Annotated in this window: 13 protein-coding genes and 1 tRNA gene; 5 read left to right on the top strand and 9 right to left on the bottom strand. The window is 60.3% G+C overall.

Going from position 1 to position 16,207, the window contains the following annotated elements:
* Window positions 1-12: 12 nt before the first annotated feature.
* Window positions 13-2,028, bottom strand: a complete 2,016-nt coding sequence (gene uvrB, locus ACXX9E_RS15285) for an excinuclease ABC subunit UvrB (RefSeq protein WP_123463446.1) — start codon at window positions 2,026-2,028, stop codon at window positions 13-15.
* A gap of 337 nt (window positions 2,029-2,365) precedes the next feature.
* On the opposite strand from uvrB, the gene ACXX9E_RS15280 reads away from it, so the two are divergent.
* Complete coding sequence (locus ACXX9E_RS15280; RefSeq protein WP_458555646.1) at window positions 2,366-3,562, top strand: amino acid aminotransferase; 1,197 nt, start codon at window positions 2,366-2,368, stop codon at window positions 3,560-3,562.
* Window positions 3,563-3,786: 224 nt separating this feature from the next.
* Window positions 3,787-3,987 carry a hypothetical protein gene (locus ACXX9E_RS15275; protein ID WP_340133569.1) on the top strand — a complete coding sequence of 67 codons (201 nt, stop codon included), beginning with the start codon at window positions 3,787-3,789 and terminating at the stop codon, window positions 3,985-3,987.
* Here ACXX9E_RS15275 and ACXX9E_RS15270 read toward each other — a convergent pair.
* Window positions 3,984-4,214 (bottom strand): hypothetical protein, encoded by a 231-nt coding sequence (locus tag ACXX9E_RS15270; protein WP_123463450.1) that lies wholly within the window; start codon window positions 4,212-4,214, stop codon window positions 3,984-3,986. The genes ACXX9E_RS15275 and ACXX9E_RS15270 overlap by 4 nt on opposite strands.
* Window positions 4,215-4,434: 220 nt before the next feature.
* Here ACXX9E_RS15270 and ACXX9E_RS15265 point away from each other — a divergent pair.
* A tRNA-Asn gene (locus ACXX9E_RS15265) sits at window positions 4,435-4,510 on the top strand.
* A 119-nt stretch (window positions 4,511-4,629) separates the two neighbouring features.
* On the opposite strand, the gene ACXX9E_RS15260 is transcribed toward ACXX9E_RS15265, so the two are convergent.
* From ACXX9E_RS15260 to xth, 3 genes are all read right to left on the bottom strand, one after another.
* The gene (locus ACXX9E_RS15260; RefSeq protein ID WP_458555645.1) at window positions 4,630-6,153 is read right to left on the bottom strand and encodes a nucleobase:cation symporter-2 family protein; all 1,524 of its coding nucleotides are present in this window, start codon (window positions 6,151-6,153) and stop codon (window positions 4,630-4,632) included.
* Between the two features lie 210 nt (window positions 6,154-6,363).
* Window positions 6,364-7,191, bottom strand: a complete 828-nt coding sequence (locus tag ACXX9E_RS15255; protein WP_458555644.1) for an arylamine N-acetyltransferase family protein — start codon at window positions 7,189-7,191, stop codon at window positions 6,364-6,366.
* A gap of 100 nt (window positions 7,192-7,291) precedes the next feature.
* A complete protein-coding gene (xth, locus tag ACXX9E_RS15250) occupies window positions 7,292-8,086 on the bottom strand; it encodes an exodeoxyribonuclease III (RefSeq protein ID WP_458555643.1) in 795 nt (264 codons plus the stop codon).
* Between the two features lie 128 nt (window positions 8,087-8,214).
* On the opposite strand from xth, the gene ACXX9E_RS15245 reads away from it, so the two are divergent.
* Complete coding sequence (locus ACXX9E_RS15245; protein WP_123463457.1) at window positions 8,215-8,796, top strand: GNAT family N-acetyltransferase; 582 nt, start codon at window positions 8,215-8,217, stop codon at window positions 8,794-8,796.
* Between the two features lie 10 nt (window positions 8,797-8,806).
* Here the strand turns inward: ACXX9E_RS15245 and ACXX9E_RS15240 are convergent, their stop codons facing one another.
* Together ACXX9E_RS15240 and ACXX9E_RS15235 are read right to left on the bottom strand one after the other, a co-directional pair.
* Complete coding sequence (locus ACXX9E_RS15240) at window positions 8,807-10,249, bottom strand: mechanosensitive ion channel domain-containing protein (RefSeq protein WP_186744702.1); 1,443 nt, start codon at window positions 10,247-10,249, stop codon at window positions 8,807-8,809.
* A 134-nt stretch (window positions 10,250-10,383) separates the two neighbouring features.
* The gene (locus ACXX9E_RS15235) at window positions 10,384-11,250 is read right to left on the bottom strand and encodes a pirin family protein (RefSeq protein WP_458555642.1); all 867 of its coding nucleotides are present in this window, start codon (window positions 11,248-11,250) and stop codon (window positions 10,384-10,386) included.
* 263 nt (window positions 11,251-11,513) lie between these two features.
* Between ACXX9E_RS15235 and dkgB the strand changes: the two genes are divergently transcribed.
* The gene (dkgB, locus tag ACXX9E_RS15230) at window positions 11,514-12,317 is read left to right on the top strand and encodes a 2,5-didehydrogluconate reductase DkgB (RefSeq protein WP_458555641.1); all 804 of its coding nucleotides are present in this window, start codon (window positions 11,514-11,516) and stop codon (window positions 12,315-12,317) included.
* A gap of 4 nt (window positions 12,318-12,321) precedes the next feature.
* Here dkgB and ACXX9E_RS15225 read toward each other — a convergent pair whose 3' ends face one another.
* On the bottom strand, window positions 12,322-15,540 hold the full coding sequence (locus ACXX9E_RS15225; protein WP_458555640.1) for an ATP-binding protein: 3,219 nt from the start codon (window positions 15,538-15,540) through the stop codon (window positions 12,322-12,324).
* Window positions 15,541-15,549: 9 nt separating this feature from the next.
* On the bottom strand, window positions 15,550-16,176 hold the full coding sequence (locus ACXX9E_RS15220; protein ID WP_128614571.1) for a response regulator transcription factor: 627 nt from the start codon (window positions 16,174-16,176) through the stop codon (window positions 15,550-15,552).
* Window positions 16,177-16,207: the final 31 nt, after the last annotated feature.

Genomic DNA, 16,207 nt, shown 5'->3' with positions numbered 1-16,207 from the left:
AGGCAACATCAATCAAACAGCCAAAAGCCGCTCGCGCAATTTGGCAATCTCATCACGCATCTGCGCCGCTGCCTCAAACTCCAGATCCCGCGCCAGCTGATACATCTTCTCTTCCAGTGCGCGAATACGTTTGGCGATCTCGCTCGGCGAGCGCAATTCGGCCTCGTACTTGGCGCTTTCTTCGGCCGCCTTGGCCATGCCCTTGCGCTTCTTGCTGCGCGAACCCGGCACGGTGGCGCCTTCCATGATGTCGGCAACGTCCTTGAACACGCCTTTGGGCGTGATGCCGTTCGCAAGGTTGAAAGCGATCTGCTTGTCGCGACGACGTTCGGTTTCACCGATCGCCCGCTCCATCGAACCGGTCATGCGATCGGCGTAGAGAATCGCCCTGCCGTTGAGGTTACGTGCCGCACGGCCAATGGTCTGGATCAGCGAACGTTCGGAACGCAGGAAGCCTTCCTTGTCCGCATCGAGGATCGCCACCAGCGATACTTCCGGCATGTCCAGGCCTTCGCGCAGCAAGTTGATCCCCACCAGCACATCAAACGTGCCGAGGCGCAGATCGCGGATGATCTCGACCCGCTCGACGGTGTCGATGTCCGAGTGCAGATAACGCACGCGCACACCGTGGTCGGCGAGGTAATCGGTCAAGTCTTCGGCCATGCGCTTGGTCAGCGTGGTGACCAGCACCCGCTCCTCGACCGCCACGCGCTTGGTGATTTCCGAGAGCAGGTCATCGACCTGGGTCAGTGCCGGACGCACCTCGACTTGCGGGTCGACCAGACCGGTCGGCCGCACCACTTGCTCAACCACCCGCCCGGCGTGCTCGGCTTCATAGTTGCCCGGTGTCGCCGAGACGAAAATGGTCTGCGGGCTGACCCCTTCCCACTCATCAAAGCGCATTGGCCGGTTGTCCAGCGCCGACGGCAGGCGGAAGCCGTATTCCACCAGCGTCTCTTTACGTGAGCGGTCGCCCTTATACATTGCGCCGACCTGCGGCACGCTGACGTGGGATTCGTCGATCACCAGCAAGGCGTCGGCCGGCAGGTAATCGTAGAGCGTTGGTGGTGCAGCACCGGCCGGACGTCCGGACAGATAGCGCGAGTAGTTTTCGATGCCGTTGCAGTAGCCCAGCTCGAGGATCATTTCCAGGTCAAAACGGGTGCGTTGCTCCAGACGCTGAGCCTCGACCAGTTTGTTGTTGCTGCGCAGGTATTCAAGGCGTTCCTGCAATTCGACTTTGATGTGTTCAATCGCGTCGAGCAGGGTTTCCCGTGGCGTCACGTAGTGACTCTTCGGGTAGAAGGTGAAGCGCGGCATCTTGCGGATGACTTCGCCCGTCAGCGGGTCGAATGCGGAAATGCTTTCGACCTCGTCATCGAACAGCTCGATGCGGATCGCTTCCAGATCGGATTCCGCCGGGTAGATGTCGATCACATCGCCGCGCACCCGGAAGGTTGCCCGGGCGAAATCCATGTCATTGCGGGTGTATTGCAGGTCCGCCAGACGCCGCAGCAGTGCGCGCTGGTCGAGTTTGTCGCCGCGATCGACGTGCAGCACCATCTTCAAATAGGTTTCCGGACTGCCCAGACCGTAAATGCACGATACCGTGGTGACGATGATCGCGTCCTTGCGTTCCAGCAATGCTTTGGTCGCAGACAGGCGCATCTGCTCGATGTGGTCGTTGATCGACGCGTCCTTCTCGATAAAGGTGTCGGACGACGGCACATAGGCTTCGGGCTGGTAATAGTCGTAGTACGAAACGAAGTATTCGACGGCATTGTTCGGAAAGAACGCCTTGAACTCGCCGTACAGTTGCGCAGCGAGGGTCTTGTTCGGCGCCAGCACCAGCGTCGGACGCTGTACCTGAGAGATGACATTGGCGATGCTGAACGTCTTGCCCGAGCCGGTCACACCGAGCAGCGTCTGGTGCGCCAGCCCGGCTTCGATGCCCTCCACCAATTGGCGGATGGCTTGCGGCTGATCGCCGGCGGGCTCGAAGCGGGTGACTAGCTGGAATTCGGACATACACACCTCTGGGATCGCAGCGTTCCGAGCAAAGCGGAACACCACGGGGACGACCGCAAACGACCGATGTCGCGCAAGAAAAAACCTGGATTGTGCTCAATGTGGAGTCGATTGCCTCGGCTTTCAAGGTAAACGTCCTACATCCAGCAAAGTCTCTGACAGGGTCAATCGACTAACGGTCAAGAAATAATCGGAAAAACTTACCCGAAATGCCGATTCCGCTGTCGCCATTGCTCAGTGATGGCCTCTATACTAGCTCCCCGTTTGTGCACCGCTCTAGTGCATTCGGCTGGAGCGCTACACGTCCCTCCACTCTCCATTCAGAGCCGCCGTAATAATGAGCCTGTTCTCCGCTGTCGAAATGGCACCCCGCGATCCAATCCTGGGCCTTAACGAAGCTTTCAACGCCGATACCCGGACCACCAAGGTCAACCTGGGCGTTGGCGTTTACTGCAACGAAGAGGGGCGAATTCCACTTCTGCGCGCCGTGATCGAAGCCGAAACCGTTCGAGCTGCTCAACACGCTTCGCGCGGTTACCTGCCGATCGATGGCATCGCTGCCTACGACCAGGCCGTACAGAAGCTGCTGTTCGGTAACGACTCGCCGCTGATCAGCGCCGGTCGCGTCATCACCACTCAGGCCGTCGGCGGAACCGGCGCACTGAAAATCGGTGCTGACTTCCTCAAGCAACTGCTGCCGGACGCTGTTGTGGCAATCAGTGACCCGAGCTGGGAAAACCACCGCGCGCTGTTCGAAACCGCCGGCTTCCCGGTGCAGAACTACCGTTACTACGACGCCGCCACCCACGACGTGAACCGTGCCGGCATGCTCGACGACCTCAACGCCCTGCCGAATGGCTCGATCATTGTCCTGCACGCCTGCTGCCACAACCCGACCGGCGTCGACCTGACCCCGACCGACTGGAACAACGTGCTGGACGTGGTCAAGGCCAAAGGTCACGTGCCGTTCCTCGACATGGCTTACCAGGGCTTTGGTGACGGCATCGACGAAGACGCCGCCGCTGTGCGCCTGTTCGCCGAGTCCGGTCTGACCTTCTTCGTCTCGAGCTCGTTCTCCAAGTCGTTCTCGCTGTACGGCGAACGCGTTGGCGCCCTGTCGATCATCAGCGAATCGAAAGAAGAAAGCGCGCGCGTGCTGTCGCAGGTCAAGCGCGTGATCCGCACCAACTATTCCAACCCGCCGACCCACGGTGCAAGCATCGTCGCCGCTGTGCTGAATAGCCCGGAACTGCGCGCCCAGTGGGAAGCCGAACTGGCGGAAATGCGTCTGCGCATTCGTGGCATGCGCGAGCAGATGGTTGCCCTGCTGGCGGAAAAAGCCCCGGGCCGCGACTTCAGCTTCGTCGGTCGTCAGCGCGGCATGTTCTCCTACTCCGGCCTGACCACTGAACAAGTGCATCGCCTGCGTAACGAGTTCGGCATCTACGCCCTGGACACCGGCCGCATCTGCGTGGCGGCGCTGAACCAGAGCAACATCAAGGCCGTGACGGATGCGATCGTTCAGGTCATCTGATTACGCTTTGCGATGAAAAACGGGAAGCCTTGCGGCTTCCCGTTTTTTATTGTCACGAAACAATCCCTATCCCCTCTAAACTGCACACATGTCCAAATGTGGGAGCGAGCTTGCTCGCGAAAGCGATCTGTCATTCAACATCGTTGTCGACTGACATGACGCCTTCGCGAGCAAGCTCGCTCCCACAGGTGATGAGTACATTCCAGAATTTTGTGAGATCAGATATGAAAAACGACAACCTGCGCGCCGACCGTGACGATCTGGATGACTTCATCCCGCGCACCACGGCCAAGCGCGAAAAAAGCCTGGTGCTGCAAGTGGCCACCGGCGTCTTCCTCGGCGGCCTGGTGCTGTGGCTGGTGCAACTCGCAGCCACAGCGGCTTACGCCAAACTGATGATGGGCACCATCACCTTCGGCAGTTAAGCCAGTTCGGTCGCACGCTGACTCGCGGCGTCGTCATAAACGACGTACAGCGATTCGGCGATCTGGCTTTTGATCGCCTTGGTGCTTTCCAGGCCCAGAACAAAACCTTCGGCCTTGCCACCGGCGCGGTTCAATTCCTCAGCGGTGCTGGCCTGGGTGATTGCATCGAAGAGTTTTTCGGCGTGGGGACCGACGCCCTTGGGCAGGCTGATTTGCGCGATGCTCATGCGAACACCTCGCTGTTGCGGGACAAATGGTTCATGGCGCGGACCTTTTTCGGCGAATGGCCGGCAGCGCGTGTGACCACTTCCGGGCGGCCATGGTAGACCTCTGCTGCAGTTCTGGTAACCGCCAATCGCTGACAAGTCACCGCCCATCCAGAAGATTCAGTGTTTTTTATAACCGATGCTTGACTTCTCTTTTTGAATCAGTAACATACGCACCAATTCCGCAATAGCTCAGTTGGTAGAGCAAATGACTGTTAATCATTGGGTCCCTGGTTCGAGTCCAGGTTGTGGAGCCAAATAGCAAAGCCCCTGAATCGAAAGATTCAGGGGCTTTTTTGTGGGCGCTCGAAAAGATCAAACAAAAAGGGCAGATCTGCGCTTAACAGATCGGCCCTTTTCTATTCACAGGCAGCCGTCAGACATGCTCACCGCTTTTGGCATGCACCTTCGGCGCACCTTGCCCATGATCGTGATCATCAGGCTCGATCACCGGCACTTCCTTGCCATCGCAGTCATGCAGCTTGCCGTCGCTGAAGTAATCGCCTTCACGCAGCGCTGCCAGATCGCGATAGCGCAGGGTCCGCTCTTCCGCCGCGGCAAACACCGACTGCTGGTCCGAGTTGCCGGCGGTGAAGTGGTTGAACGCCAGGTTGAGCAGGATCGCCATGATCGCCGACGAGCTGATGCCCGAATGAAAAATGGTCGCGAACCAGCTCGGGAAGTGATCGTAGAAGTTCGGCGCGGCAATCGGGATCATGCCGAAGCCGATCGAGGTGGCAACGATGATCAGGTTGACGTTGTTGCGGTAATCCACCTTCGACAGCGTGCGAATACCGCTTGCCGCCACCGTACCGAACAGCACGATACCGGCGCCACCCAATACTGACGTCGGTACGGCGGCAATCACCCGCCCCATGAACGGCAGCAGACCGAGAATCACCAGGAAGATACCGCCAGTGGCGACCACGTAACGGCTCTTGATCCCGGTCACCGCCACCAGCCCGACGTTCTGGGCGAAGGCACTTTGAGTGAAGGAACCGAAGATCGGCGCGAACATGCTCGACAGCATGTCCGCCCGCAGACCATTGCCCAGACGCTTGGAATCGACCTTGGTGCCGATGATTTCACCGACCGCGAGGATGTCCGCCGAAGTCTCTACCAGAGTCACCATCACCACGATGCACATCGACAGGATCGCGGCGAAGTGGAAAGTCGGCATACCGAAGTGGAACGGCGTCGGGAAGCCGAACATCGGCCCCGTGGTGACGCTGGAGAAATCCGCCATGCCAAGGAACACCGCCAGCACCGTGCCGATCACCATGGCCAACAGGATCGACAGACGCGAAATGGTCGAACTGCCGACCTTGCTCAGCAGCAACACCAGCACCAGTGTGACCGCCGCCAGACCGATGTTCTGCATGCTGCCGAAGTCCGGGGCATGGCTGTTACCGCCCATGGCCCAGCGTGCGGCCACTGGCATCAGCGTCAGGCCGATGGTGGTGATCACGATGCCGGTGACCAACGGCGGGAAGAACTTGGTGATGCGCGAGAACACCGGCGTGATCAGCAAACCGATCAAGGACGCCGCAATCACCGCGCCGAGCACCGACTGGAAGCCGCCCTCGCCGCCACTGCTGACGATCGTGACCATGGTCGCCACGCCGGAGAACGACACGCCCTGCACCAGCGGCAACTGACAACCAAAAAACGGCAGACCCAGGGTTTGCAGCAGTGTCGCCAGCCCCCCCGCAAACAATGAAGCAGCAATCAACAAACCAATGTCCGCCGGCGACAGCCCGGCAGCCTGACCGATGATCAGTGGCACCGCGACGATACCGCCATACATGGTCAGAACATGTTGCAGGCCGTAAGCCATATTCGCGCCGACCCCGAGATTTTCGTCCTCGGGCCGTTGGTGTGAAACATGGGGCGTTTTCATGGTGGGGGGTTCCCTGGTTTTTGTTATGCGCACACTGTATTCAATACTCGTGACAAATGTCCATAGAGTTGTATACAACTTATTGGTCACATAATGGCCAGGTAGCCACCCATCCTGCTAGCCCGCTGCTGCCGGCGCCCACAAATCCGCCAACACATTCCCTCCTGTCACTGTGGATGTGAGCACTCGTGTGAAGTGTTCACGGCGACCTCAGGCCGGGACGATCATCCGTTCAAGGGCATGCCGCACGTGCGGAAGATCAGGCAGGCGCAGATCAAATTCGCAAGCCAGCAACGCGATCAACTCATCGACATCCGCCACTTCCCGGCGCTCACTCTCGGCGCCCACGCGATGAAGCGCGAAGCTGCCGTTGTTCAACGTCTTGCGCCAGCCGTCACCGGTGCGCGCAACCATCAGGCGCTGGGTGAACGGTGATTGCGGATGGGTCGAGACGTACCAGTTGCCGATGGTGTAGTCGATGTCTTCCTGGCGTTGCAGATCGAACAGGTACATCGACCGCCACTCACCCGCCACCCTGGCGCGCAGCATGTAGCCATCGGTCTGTTTTTCGATGCGGTAGGGTTCGTGCGGCGTGGACTGCTCGTGTTCGCTGTCGAGGACCAGCGGTGCGGTTGGTACCATGCCGCCGAAGCCGACGTCGGTGATGTAACGCACGCCGTCGAGGGTCACCAGGCTCAAACGGTGAGTACGGGCGGTCCAGCTGCCTTCGGGTTGATTCATCACCACCCGGCCGCTGATGGCGCGAGCATCGAAGCCCAGTTCAAGCAACAGGGCGAAAAACAGGTGATTGAGTTCGTAACAGTACCCGCCACGGCCATGGTCGAATACCTTCTGTTCAATAGAGGCGAGATCAATCAGCACCGGCGCGCCAGTGATCGTGGCCAGGTTCTCGAAGGGAAAGGCGCCGGTGTGACGTAATTGCAGCTGACGCAGGGTGTCCAGGGTCGGTGCAGGCGGCGTATCGAAACCCAGGCGTTGCAGGTACAGCTTCAGATTCGTCAGGCGTGGTTCGCTCATTGCTCAGTCCTTTTGCATGGGCCGCAGATCACTGCGTTAATGGTCGCCATGTATACGGGATCAGGCACTGTTTTCGACAATTGATTTCGCCAATCACCTGCTAGCGTTTCTTGCGCGAACCGATGCGAATCCACGTCGGCGCATGGTCACTGGCGTGCGGTTCGTTGCGCACCCAGGCGTCTACGCCAGCCTCGTGCAGATACGGACTCAGCGCCGGGTTGAGCAAGAGATGATCAATGCGCAACCCGGAGTTGGTTTGCCAGTGTTGGCGGAAGTAATCCCAGAACGTGTACAGCCGATCTTCGGGGTACAGATGTCGCAGCGAATCGGTCCAGCCCTGATCGAGCAAGCGCTGATAGCACTCACGGCTTTGCGGTTGCAGCAACGCGTCCTTGAGCCATGAACGGGTGTTGTAGATGTCCATGTCGGTGGGCACCACGTTGTAGTCGCCGGCCAGCACCACCGGGTGGTCGCTGCTTTGCAGATCCTTGGCGTAACGGATCAGGCGCTCGAACCAGGCCAGTTTGTAGTCGAACTTCGGCCCCGGCTGCGGGTTGCCGTTTGGCAAGTACAGGCACCCGACGAGCACTCCATGCACTGCGGCTTCCAGATAGCGGCTGTGCTTGTCATCGGGGTCGCCGGGCAACCCACGGCGGCTCTCCAGCGGCTGCGCATCGCGGGCAAGAATCGCCACGCCGTTCCACGACGCCTGACCCTGCCAGATTGCGCCATACCCGGCGGCTTCCAGCTCGGCGACAGGAAACGCGCTATCGACGGATTTGAGTTCCTCCAGGCACGCGATGTCCGGCTGTTCGCGCTTGAGCCAGTCCAGCAGGTTCGGCAGCCGTGCGCGCAGGCCGTTGACGTTGTAGGTGGCGATCCGCAGGTTTTTCATCGGCTGAGGCTCCTGCCCAAGGCATGTAAAAATTGTGACCGTGTGCCCCTCGCGCAGGTTGCATCGGATCACTGCGCTGCGGCGTAATAGGCGCTCGCCCTTCGCCCGCACTGCCGAGACCTGAATCCATGCAAACCACGCTGCGAGGTCAGCGCATTCTTCTGCGCCCGCTGCAATATTCCGACGCCGCCGCCCTGCTCGATGCCGCCGCTGACGGCGAACTGTGGAACCTCACCGTCACCGTGGTGCCTTCGGCGTCGACCATCGACAGTTATCTGAAAAAGGCCCTCGATGGCCGCGAAGCCGGTACGGTCATGCCATTTGTCATCGTATTGAAAGACACCGGCGAGGTGATCGGCTCGACCCGCTTCTGGAAGATCGACCGACTCAATCGCAAGCTGGAAATCGGCAGCAGCTGGATCGCGGCGCGCTGGCAGAAGTCGTTCGTCAACACCGAAGCCAAATACCTGATGCTGTGCCACGCCTTCGACCTGCTCGATTGCGTGCGCGTGCAATTCACCACCGACGAAAACAACCAGAAGTCACGCAACGCGATCCTGCGTCTGGGTGCGCAGCAGGAAGGCATCGTCCGCCATGAACGGATCATGCCCGACGGGCGCAAGCGCAACTCGGTGCGTTTCAGCATCATTGATGACGAGTGGCCACAGGTGCGCCTGCACCTGGAACAGAAACTCGCCGCTTACGCCTGAGGCCCGTCGTTCACACGCGATGGCGCAGCCACTGCAGAAAGCCTTTTTTCGCCACGACCACGGGCTCGTCCTGCGTCAGGGTCTGCGCTTTGTGCAGGCGATAATCGAGCAGGGTTTTCATCGCTTCACTGATGTCGTGACGAGCGTCCAGGCACGGTTTCAAATAGGATTTTTCGATACGGTACATGGCGCAGAACGTTTTCGCGGCGAAGGTGGCCGGCACCGATGAATCGGAAAGAATACCGGCCTCGCCAATCACTTCCCCGGGCCCCATGCGTCCGGATTCGAACGGTTTGCCATGACGGATCAAGGTCACCGTGACCACACCGGATTCGATGATGAACAGGTGATCGCTGACCTCGCCCGCCCCCAGAATCTGCTCGCCGGCGCGGAAGGTTTGCAGGGTCATGTTCTGGCTGAAGGTGTCTTTTTCTTCCTGACGCAAGGTCGAGAAAATCGGTGAACTGTCGAGCAACGCCCGTGGCCGCGAAAGGTTCGTCGGCGCGTTGCTTTCATCGCTGGACAGCAGGTTCACCCCGGACGCCTGCAAATGCCGATAGGCCAGATCGAACAGTTGATTGCGCACTACACGTTTCTCGCCCATCGAGGCGACGAACCCGCTGATCTCGTATTCCGCGCCGCTGCTGCCGGAGCTTTTCAACGCGACGCTCGGCGCCGGCGTGTCGAGCAACTGGCGACAGCCCTGCATCGCCCGCTCCAGTGCGTCGATCACCGAGTTGGGCCGGGCATGAGGGCTGACCTGCACACTGACTGCCACACCGAACATGTTGCTCGGTCGACTGAAGTTGATGATCTTGGCCTTGGCCGCCAGTGAGTTGGGGATTACCGCCATGCTGCCCTGACTGGTTTGCAGACGCGTTGCGCGCCAGTCGATGTCGGTGACCCGGCCTTCGGTGCCGTCGATGGAGATCCAGTCATCCAGCTGATAGGGCTTGGTGGTGTTGAGGACGATCCCGGAGAACACGTCGCTGAGCGTGCTCTGCAAGGCCAGACCGACGATGATCGCCAGCGCGCCGGACGTCGCCAGCACGCCTTTGACCGGCAGATCCAGCACATAAGCCAGCGCTGCGATAATCGCGATCAGGAAAATCACCGCGCCGAGCAAGTCCTGCAACAAGCGCCCCGTGTGCCCGACCCGCTGCATCATTACCGCGCCGATCAACACCGTCAGGGTGCGAGCGCCGAACAACCACCAGCCGATCTGCAAACCGGTCGCCGCCAGGTGCAGCGGCACGTTGTCGGCCCACGGCGCCGGCTCCATCGGGTTGAGGCCTTCGTTGAACAGTACGGCGCTGAACAGGCTGAAAATCAGCACCCGCACCAGCAGCTTCCACTCGCTGCCACGGGAGCTGATCAGGCGCCACAGCCCCAGATCGAGGAGGATCAGGATCAACGCGCAAAACAACGGATGTTCGCTCAGCAGAGACAGCATCAAACAACTCCGACGGGGGCCAATCGCGAGAAGATCGCACAGATTGGGCAAGTGTAGGAGCAATTGATTTAAGAGGACGAACACGATCTCACTGGGAACAAAAAAACCTGCCACAGCCCCTACACAGCTTTAGGCTAGGAATGCATCTGGCCGAAACGTCCGGACTGGAAGTCGGCGAAGGCCTGGTGGATTTCCTGCTCGGTGTTCATCACGAACGGGCCGTGACCGACGATCGGTTCGTCGATCGGCTCGCCGCTGAGCAGCAACACCACGGCGTCTTCGCTGGCTTCGAGGGTCAACTGATGGCCGTTACGCTCGAACAGCGCCAACTGCCCTTCGCGCACCGACTCCAGGCCGTTGACCTGCAGCGAACCTTTCAACACCACCAGCGCGGTGTTACGGCCTTCATGCAGATCCAGCGTCAGCAACTTGCCGGCATTCAGGCGCAGGTCCCAGACGTCGATAGGGGTGAAGGTGCGCGACGGCCCTTTGCGGCCATCGAATTCGCCAGCGATCAGGCGCAGATGGCCGGCGTCGTCCTTGAGGGCGATGCTCGGGATGGCGCCATCGAGAATCGTCTGGTAACCCGGCGCGGCCATTTTTTCCTTGGCCGGCAGGTTGACCCACAACTGGACCATCTCCAGGTTGCCGCCGGTCCTGGCGAAGCGATCCGAGTGGAACTCCTCGTGCAGGATCCCGGAAGCGGCGGTCATCCATTGCACATCGCCCGGGCCGATGGTGCCGCCACTGCCGGTGGAGTCGCGGTGCTGCACCTCGCCCTCGTACACGATCGTCACGGTTTCAAAACCACGGTGCGGATGCTGACCCACGCCACGTCGGTCGGTGGTCGGGGTGAAATGCGCGGGACCGGCATGGTCGAGCAGCAGGAACGGGCTGATGTGTTTGCCCAGGTTGTCGTAGGAAAACAGCGTGCGAACCGGGAAACCATCGCCGACCCAGTGGCCACGCGGGCTGGTGTAGATGCCGATGATGTTTTTCATGGTTATCTCCAATTTGATGAATGACGCATTGAATTGAGCTTATATTCATGAACATTCATGCACTAGACGGCAAAAAACAGTTTTTGCGTTCCATAAACAGGACAATTCGCGAGCCTGCTCGCGAAGGGGTCAGCCCGGAGGACACAACTCCCGAAAAAGATTCGTGCCTCGCGGTCAACAGTGCTTTGCCTCACCGGCGGTTTTTCTCAAGGAAGTCGACGCGGATACTCCGGCCCATTCCCACTGCAACCCTGGAGTCATCAATGTCTGTTCCCGCTTTTGGTCTGGGTACGTTTCGCCTGCAAGGTCAGGTGGTCATCGATTCGGTGAGCACCGCGCTTGAGCTCGGCTATCGGGCCATCGACACCGCACAGATTTACGAGAATGAGGCCGAGGTCGGCCAGGCCATCGCCGCCAGCGGCATTGCGCGTGATGAGTTATTCATCACCAGCAAGATCTGGATCGCCAATTTCGCCGGGGATTGCCTGATCGAAAGCCTCAAGGAAAGCCTGCAAAAACTGCAGACCGACTACCTCGATCTGACACTGATCCACTGGCCATCGCCTGACGATCAGGTGCCGGTCGCCGAATTCATGGGGGCATTGCTGGAAGCCAAGCGTCTGGGCCTGACCCGGCAGATCGGTGTCTCCAACTTCACCATCGAACTGATGCAACAGGCGATTGAAGCCGTGGGCGCCGACAACATTGCCACCCTCCAGATCGAACTGCACCCGTACCTGCAAAACCGCAAAGTCGTCGGGTTTGCCAAAAGCCAGGGCATCCACATCACCTCGTACATGACCCTCGCGTATGGTGAAGTCCTGAAAGACCCGCTGATCCAGCAAATCGCCGAACGCCTGCACGCCACACCGGCACAAGTCACCCTGGCCTGGGCCATGCAATCGGGGTATGCGGTGATTCCATCGTCAACCCGACGCGCCAACCTGCAGAGCAATATGGGGGCCGTTGCGCTGACCCTGAGTGACGCGGACATGGCGCAGATCGCCACGCTGGAACGCGGTCATCGCCTGACCAGCCCGAAAGGCATTGCGCCGGTCTGGGATTGATCGCTCAGGCCTGAAGACGCTGCGCGAGAGCGTTCATGGCCTCGCGCAACACATGGACCGCCCTGACTACAGGTTCGGTATCGGCGCCGCGACTGACCTGCTCAAGTTCGTCGCACGCCGCCACCAACCGCGCCGCGCCGACCATGCGGGCGGCGCCCTTGATGTGATGCGCCAGCTCGCGCAGCCCTTCCGGATCCCGCCCGGGCCTCAGCCGCTCAAGGCGTTGCAGGTCGTGATGCAGGCTGTTCAACACTTCTTCGCGCAGACGCGCAATCAGCGCGTGATCCTCGCCGGCCATCTGCTCCAGCGTACTCAGATCAATGTCTACCGGAACAATGTCCTCGGTGGGTTCAAGCTGTCCGCCGTCATGACTGGCGCCCTCGAGCGCCTGTGCCAGATCGTGCAAGCGAATCGGTTTGAACAGGCATTCGTCCATACCCGCCGCAAGGCAGCGACGCTTCTCCTCGACCTGGGCATTGGCGGTAAACCCGAGGATCAGGCAGGGCCGGCGCCCCGTCGTAGTCTCTTCGGCACGGATGGCCCGGGCGAGTTCATAGCCATTGCGCCGCGGCATGTTGCAATCGGTGATCACCACATCGAATGACTGCGCCCGCCAGCGTTCCAGACCTTCATGACCATCCTCGGTGTCGACCGTGCGGTGCCCCAGTTCACTCAGTTGCCAACACAACAACAGCCGATTCACCGGATGATCGTCGACTACCAGCACCTGCAGCGAGCACGATGCCTCGCGCAGTATTTCAGGCGTCGCGGGGCGCTGCTCCAGTGCCGTCAATACTGGCAGCTCAAGGCTGACCTCCACCTGCGTCCCCTGGCCCGGCTCGCTGTCGAGGCGCAACGTACCGCCCATCATTTCGCACAGCGTGCGACTGATCACCAGGCCCAGTCCGGAGCCGCTGCGCGCCGACTGGGGACTATTGCGCGCCTGGACGAACGGGTTGAACAGCCGCTGCCGATCCTGCGCTGCGATGCCGATGCCGCTGTCTTGAATGACCACGTTCACCGCCAGTCGCTCGGCCGTCGAGGGCCTTACCGCCAGCCACAAGCTCACCTCGCCGGTGTCGGTGAACTTGATCGCGTTACTCAGCAGATTCGACAGCACTTGCTTGAAACGCGTCGGGTCGATCAACACCTCAACGTCGCTGTGTGCATCGAGTTCGATGTGCCACAGCAAGCGTTTCTGCCGGGCGAGGCCTTCGAATACCCGACAGACCGACACCACCAGTTCACGCAGATTGGCCCGTTCCGGGGCGATGGACAAATGCCCGCTCTCAATGCGGGCAATGTCGAGAATGTCGCCGATCAGCGCCAGCAATTGCTGCCCGGCATTGGAGGCCACCTGAATCGCCAGGCGATCGGTCACACCCTCTTCGGCCCGCTTCAGGGCCAGTTCGAGCATGCCGATCAAGGCGTTCATCGGTGTACGGATTTCATGGCTCATGGTTGCCAGAAACGTGGTCTTGGCCCGATTGGCGTCGTCGGCGATGTCCTTGGCATCCTGCAATTGCTGCAACCATTGCTGGCGCTGGCGAATCTGCCAGCGCTGAAAACCAATCCAGCCCAGCGCCAGCACCAACAGACCCGCCGCACCGGCAAAACCCAGCACAATGGTGCGACGATGACGCAGCCAGTAACTGTCCTCCACCACCACATCATTGCCCCAGCGTTCGACCAGTTCGTCCATCTGTTGCGGGGCGATGCTCAGCAGGGCCTTGTTCAGGATCGAATGCAGCAGCGGCGCCTGCGGAGCTGTGGCCAGGGCAATGCGGGCCGGCTGGTCGCCGACCGTGCCAATGATGCGCAGGCGCTCGCGGTACTGGTGGGCAATCAGAAACCGCGCAACCAGCAATGAACTCACCGTCGCATCGACCTGGCCCCTGGCAATCCACTCCATGCCTTCGGCAGGGCTTCTGACGTCGACCAGACGAATGCGCGGTACCCGTTCCAGCAGATAGTTGCGTAACGGGTGACCGCGATAAATCGCCACGCGTTTGCCCACCAGATCGTCGAGGGTGCGCGGACTCTGCGCCGCTACCGCACTGACCAGCACAAACGGATTGTTCAGGTAGGCGCGGGTGAATTGCAGCTCGTTTTCGCGCTCGCTGCTGGGCGTCACCACAGGCAACACATCGAGGTCGCCGGCCTTCAGTTGCTCGATCTGGCGATCCAGCGAAGCACCGCGCACGATCGCGAATTGCAACCCGCTGCGCTGGCTGATCAGGTTCAGCAGTTGCGCGCCCAACCCGCTGAAACGGCCGTCGGCATCAAAAAAAGTCAGCGGCGCGAAATCTTCGATGGCGCCGACCCGCACCAGCGGATGCTGATCCAGCCATTGCTGCTCGGTCGCACTGAGCTGAACCCGGGACTGCCCCGCCATCTCGGCAGGACCGGCGCTCCAGCGCAGCTCAATGCGTTGCCGCTGCTCGCCGGGAATCGCCGCCAGTGCCTTGTCGACGATGCGTTTGAGGCGCACATCGCTGCGCAACAAGGCAAAACCGAAGGGGTTGGCGTCAAGCCCCGCAGGTCCGGCCAGGTGCAGGTCGTTGCGGTAATTGGTGTTGATCAAGTAGTTGGCGCTGATCAGATCGCCCAGATAAACGTTTTCTGCGCCAAACGCCACGGCCCCCAGCGCATCCATCGCCGAGGCATAACGCTGTATTCGTGCGCGTGGGTATAACGCCTGTACATTCGCCAGCGGCAAATAGTCTTCGACCATGGCGACGCGTTTGTCTTCGAGGCCCATCGTTAACAGTTCGTCGAACCGGGTGACCAGCATGGGCTGATCTTCGGCATAGGCGCGGGACAGAACGATGTCCGGGTCGGCAGTTTCAAACGAATTGGAGGTGCCCAACAGATCGAGATCCGCGCGTTTGAGCGCGCTCATCAGCGCCTCCCGGTCGGCGTACCGGCGCACTTCGATCCGCACACCGAGCAGTTGCGCCAACAGGTCAGCGTAGTCAGCCGTGAGCCCCTCCAGCTCATGTTGATTGCGGCTGATCTCGAACGGCGGGTAGTCGGGCCCGGAAATCCCCATGCGCAAAACGGGATGCTCGCGCAGCCATTGCCGGTCCTGTTCGTCCAGGGGCAGCTGGACATGCTCCAGACCGCTGCGGGTGAGGATGTCCAGTACCGGTGGCGCCTCGCTCGCCCAGCAGGCCCCCGCCACCATCAGCCACAGCCAGACAACACCACCTGCGAGCTTCATGTGTCTGGCTCAGATCAAATGATTGCGCTTGGCGAAGTCACGCAAGTGCACCGCCGAGCTGATCCCGAGCTTTTTCATCAGCCGGGTTTTATAGGTGCTGACGGTTTTATGGCTCAGGTGCATGTCCTCGGCAATCGTCTTGTTCGGCTTGCCCTGCCCCAATTGCTCGAAAATGTTCAGCTCACGGTCGGAGAGCTGATCGATCATCTGCTTTTCGGTGATTTGCACGGCATTCAATGTGCTGGCGCTGTCCGGCAGTGCGGAAAAATAGGTGTAGCCGGACATGACGGCCTGGATGGCCTTGTGCAGCTGTTGCAATTGATTGGTCTTGGTGACATAGGCCATCGCCCCGGCCCGCAGGCAACGCTCCTGATAAAACAACGGATCGTGGGTACTGAACACCAATACCCGGCAATCAAGATCGTTGGCCCTGATCCGCGTCATCACCTCCAGCCCGTCGAGTGCCGGCAAACGCAGGTCCAGCACGACCAGTTTCGGCTGATGCTCGCGGATCAGCGCCACCACCTCGTTGCCATTGGACGCTTCGTGAATCTCCTTGAAACCTTCGGCTTGCAGCACGATCCGGATGGCGGCCCGTACGACCGGATGATCGTCGACGATCAGCGCTGACTTCATGTCCACTCCCGATGACAAACCTGGCGAAAAG

This window comes from Pseudomonas sp. GNP014, assembly GCF_054344005.1.
This window is presented reverse-complemented; position numbering and strand designations above follow the sequence as displayed.

What these genes read in the sequence shown, in the direction of transcription:
- uvrB (WP_123463446.1), bottom strand. Translation starts at nt 2,028, where the DNA reads ATGTCCGAATTCCAGCTAGTCACCCGCTTCGAGCCCGCCGGCGATCAG.
- ACXX9E_RS15280 (WP_458555646.1), top strand. Translation starts at nt 2,366, where the DNA reads ATGAGCCTGTTCTCCGCTGTCGAAATGGCACCCCGCGATCCAATCCTG.
- ACXX9E_RS15275 (WP_340133569.1), top strand. Translation starts at nt 3,787, where the DNA reads ATGAAAAACGACAACCTGCGCGCCGACCGTGACGATCTGGATGACTTC.
- ACXX9E_RS15270 (WP_123463450.1), bottom strand. Translation starts at nt 4,214, where the DNA reads ATGAGCATCGCGCAAATCAGCCTGCCCAAGGGCGTCGGTCCCCACGCC.
- ACXX9E_RS15260 (WP_458555645.1), bottom strand. Translation starts at nt 6,153, where the DNA reads ATGAAAACGCCCCATGTTTCACACCAACGGCCCGAGGACGAAAATCTC.
- ACXX9E_RS15255 (WP_458555644.1), bottom strand. Translation starts at nt 7,191, where the DNA reads ATGAGCGAACCACGCCTGACGAATCTGAAGCTGTACCTGCAACGCCTG.
- xth (WP_458555643.1), bottom strand. Translation starts at nt 8,086, where the DNA reads ATGAAAAACCTGCGGATCGCCACCTACAACGTCAACGGCCTGCGCGCA.
- ACXX9E_RS15245 (WP_123463457.1), top strand. Translation starts at nt 8,215, where the DNA reads ATGCAAACCACGCTGCGAGGTCAGCGCATTCTTCTGCGCCCGCTGCAA.
- ACXX9E_RS15240 (WP_186744702.1), bottom strand. Translation starts at nt 10,249, where the DNA reads ATGCTGTCTCTGCTGAGCGAACATCCGTTGTTTTGCGCGTTGATCCTG.
- ACXX9E_RS15235 (WP_458555642.1), bottom strand. Translation starts at nt 11,250, where the DNA reads ATGAAAAACATCATCGGCATCTACACCAGCCCGCGTGGCCACTGGGTC.
- dkgB (WP_458555641.1), top strand. Translation starts at nt 11,514, where the DNA reads ATGTCTGTTCCCGCTTTTGGTCTGGGTACGTTTCGCCTGCAAGGTCAG.
- ACXX9E_RS15225 (WP_458555640.1), bottom strand. Translation starts at nt 15,540, where the DNA reads ATGAAGCTCGCAGGTGGTGTTGTCTGGCTGTGGCTGATGGTGGCGGGG.
- ACXX9E_RS15220 (WP_128614571.1), bottom strand. Translation starts at nt 16,176, where the DNA reads ATGAAGTCAGCGCTGATCGTCGACGATCATCCGGTCGTACGGGCCGCC.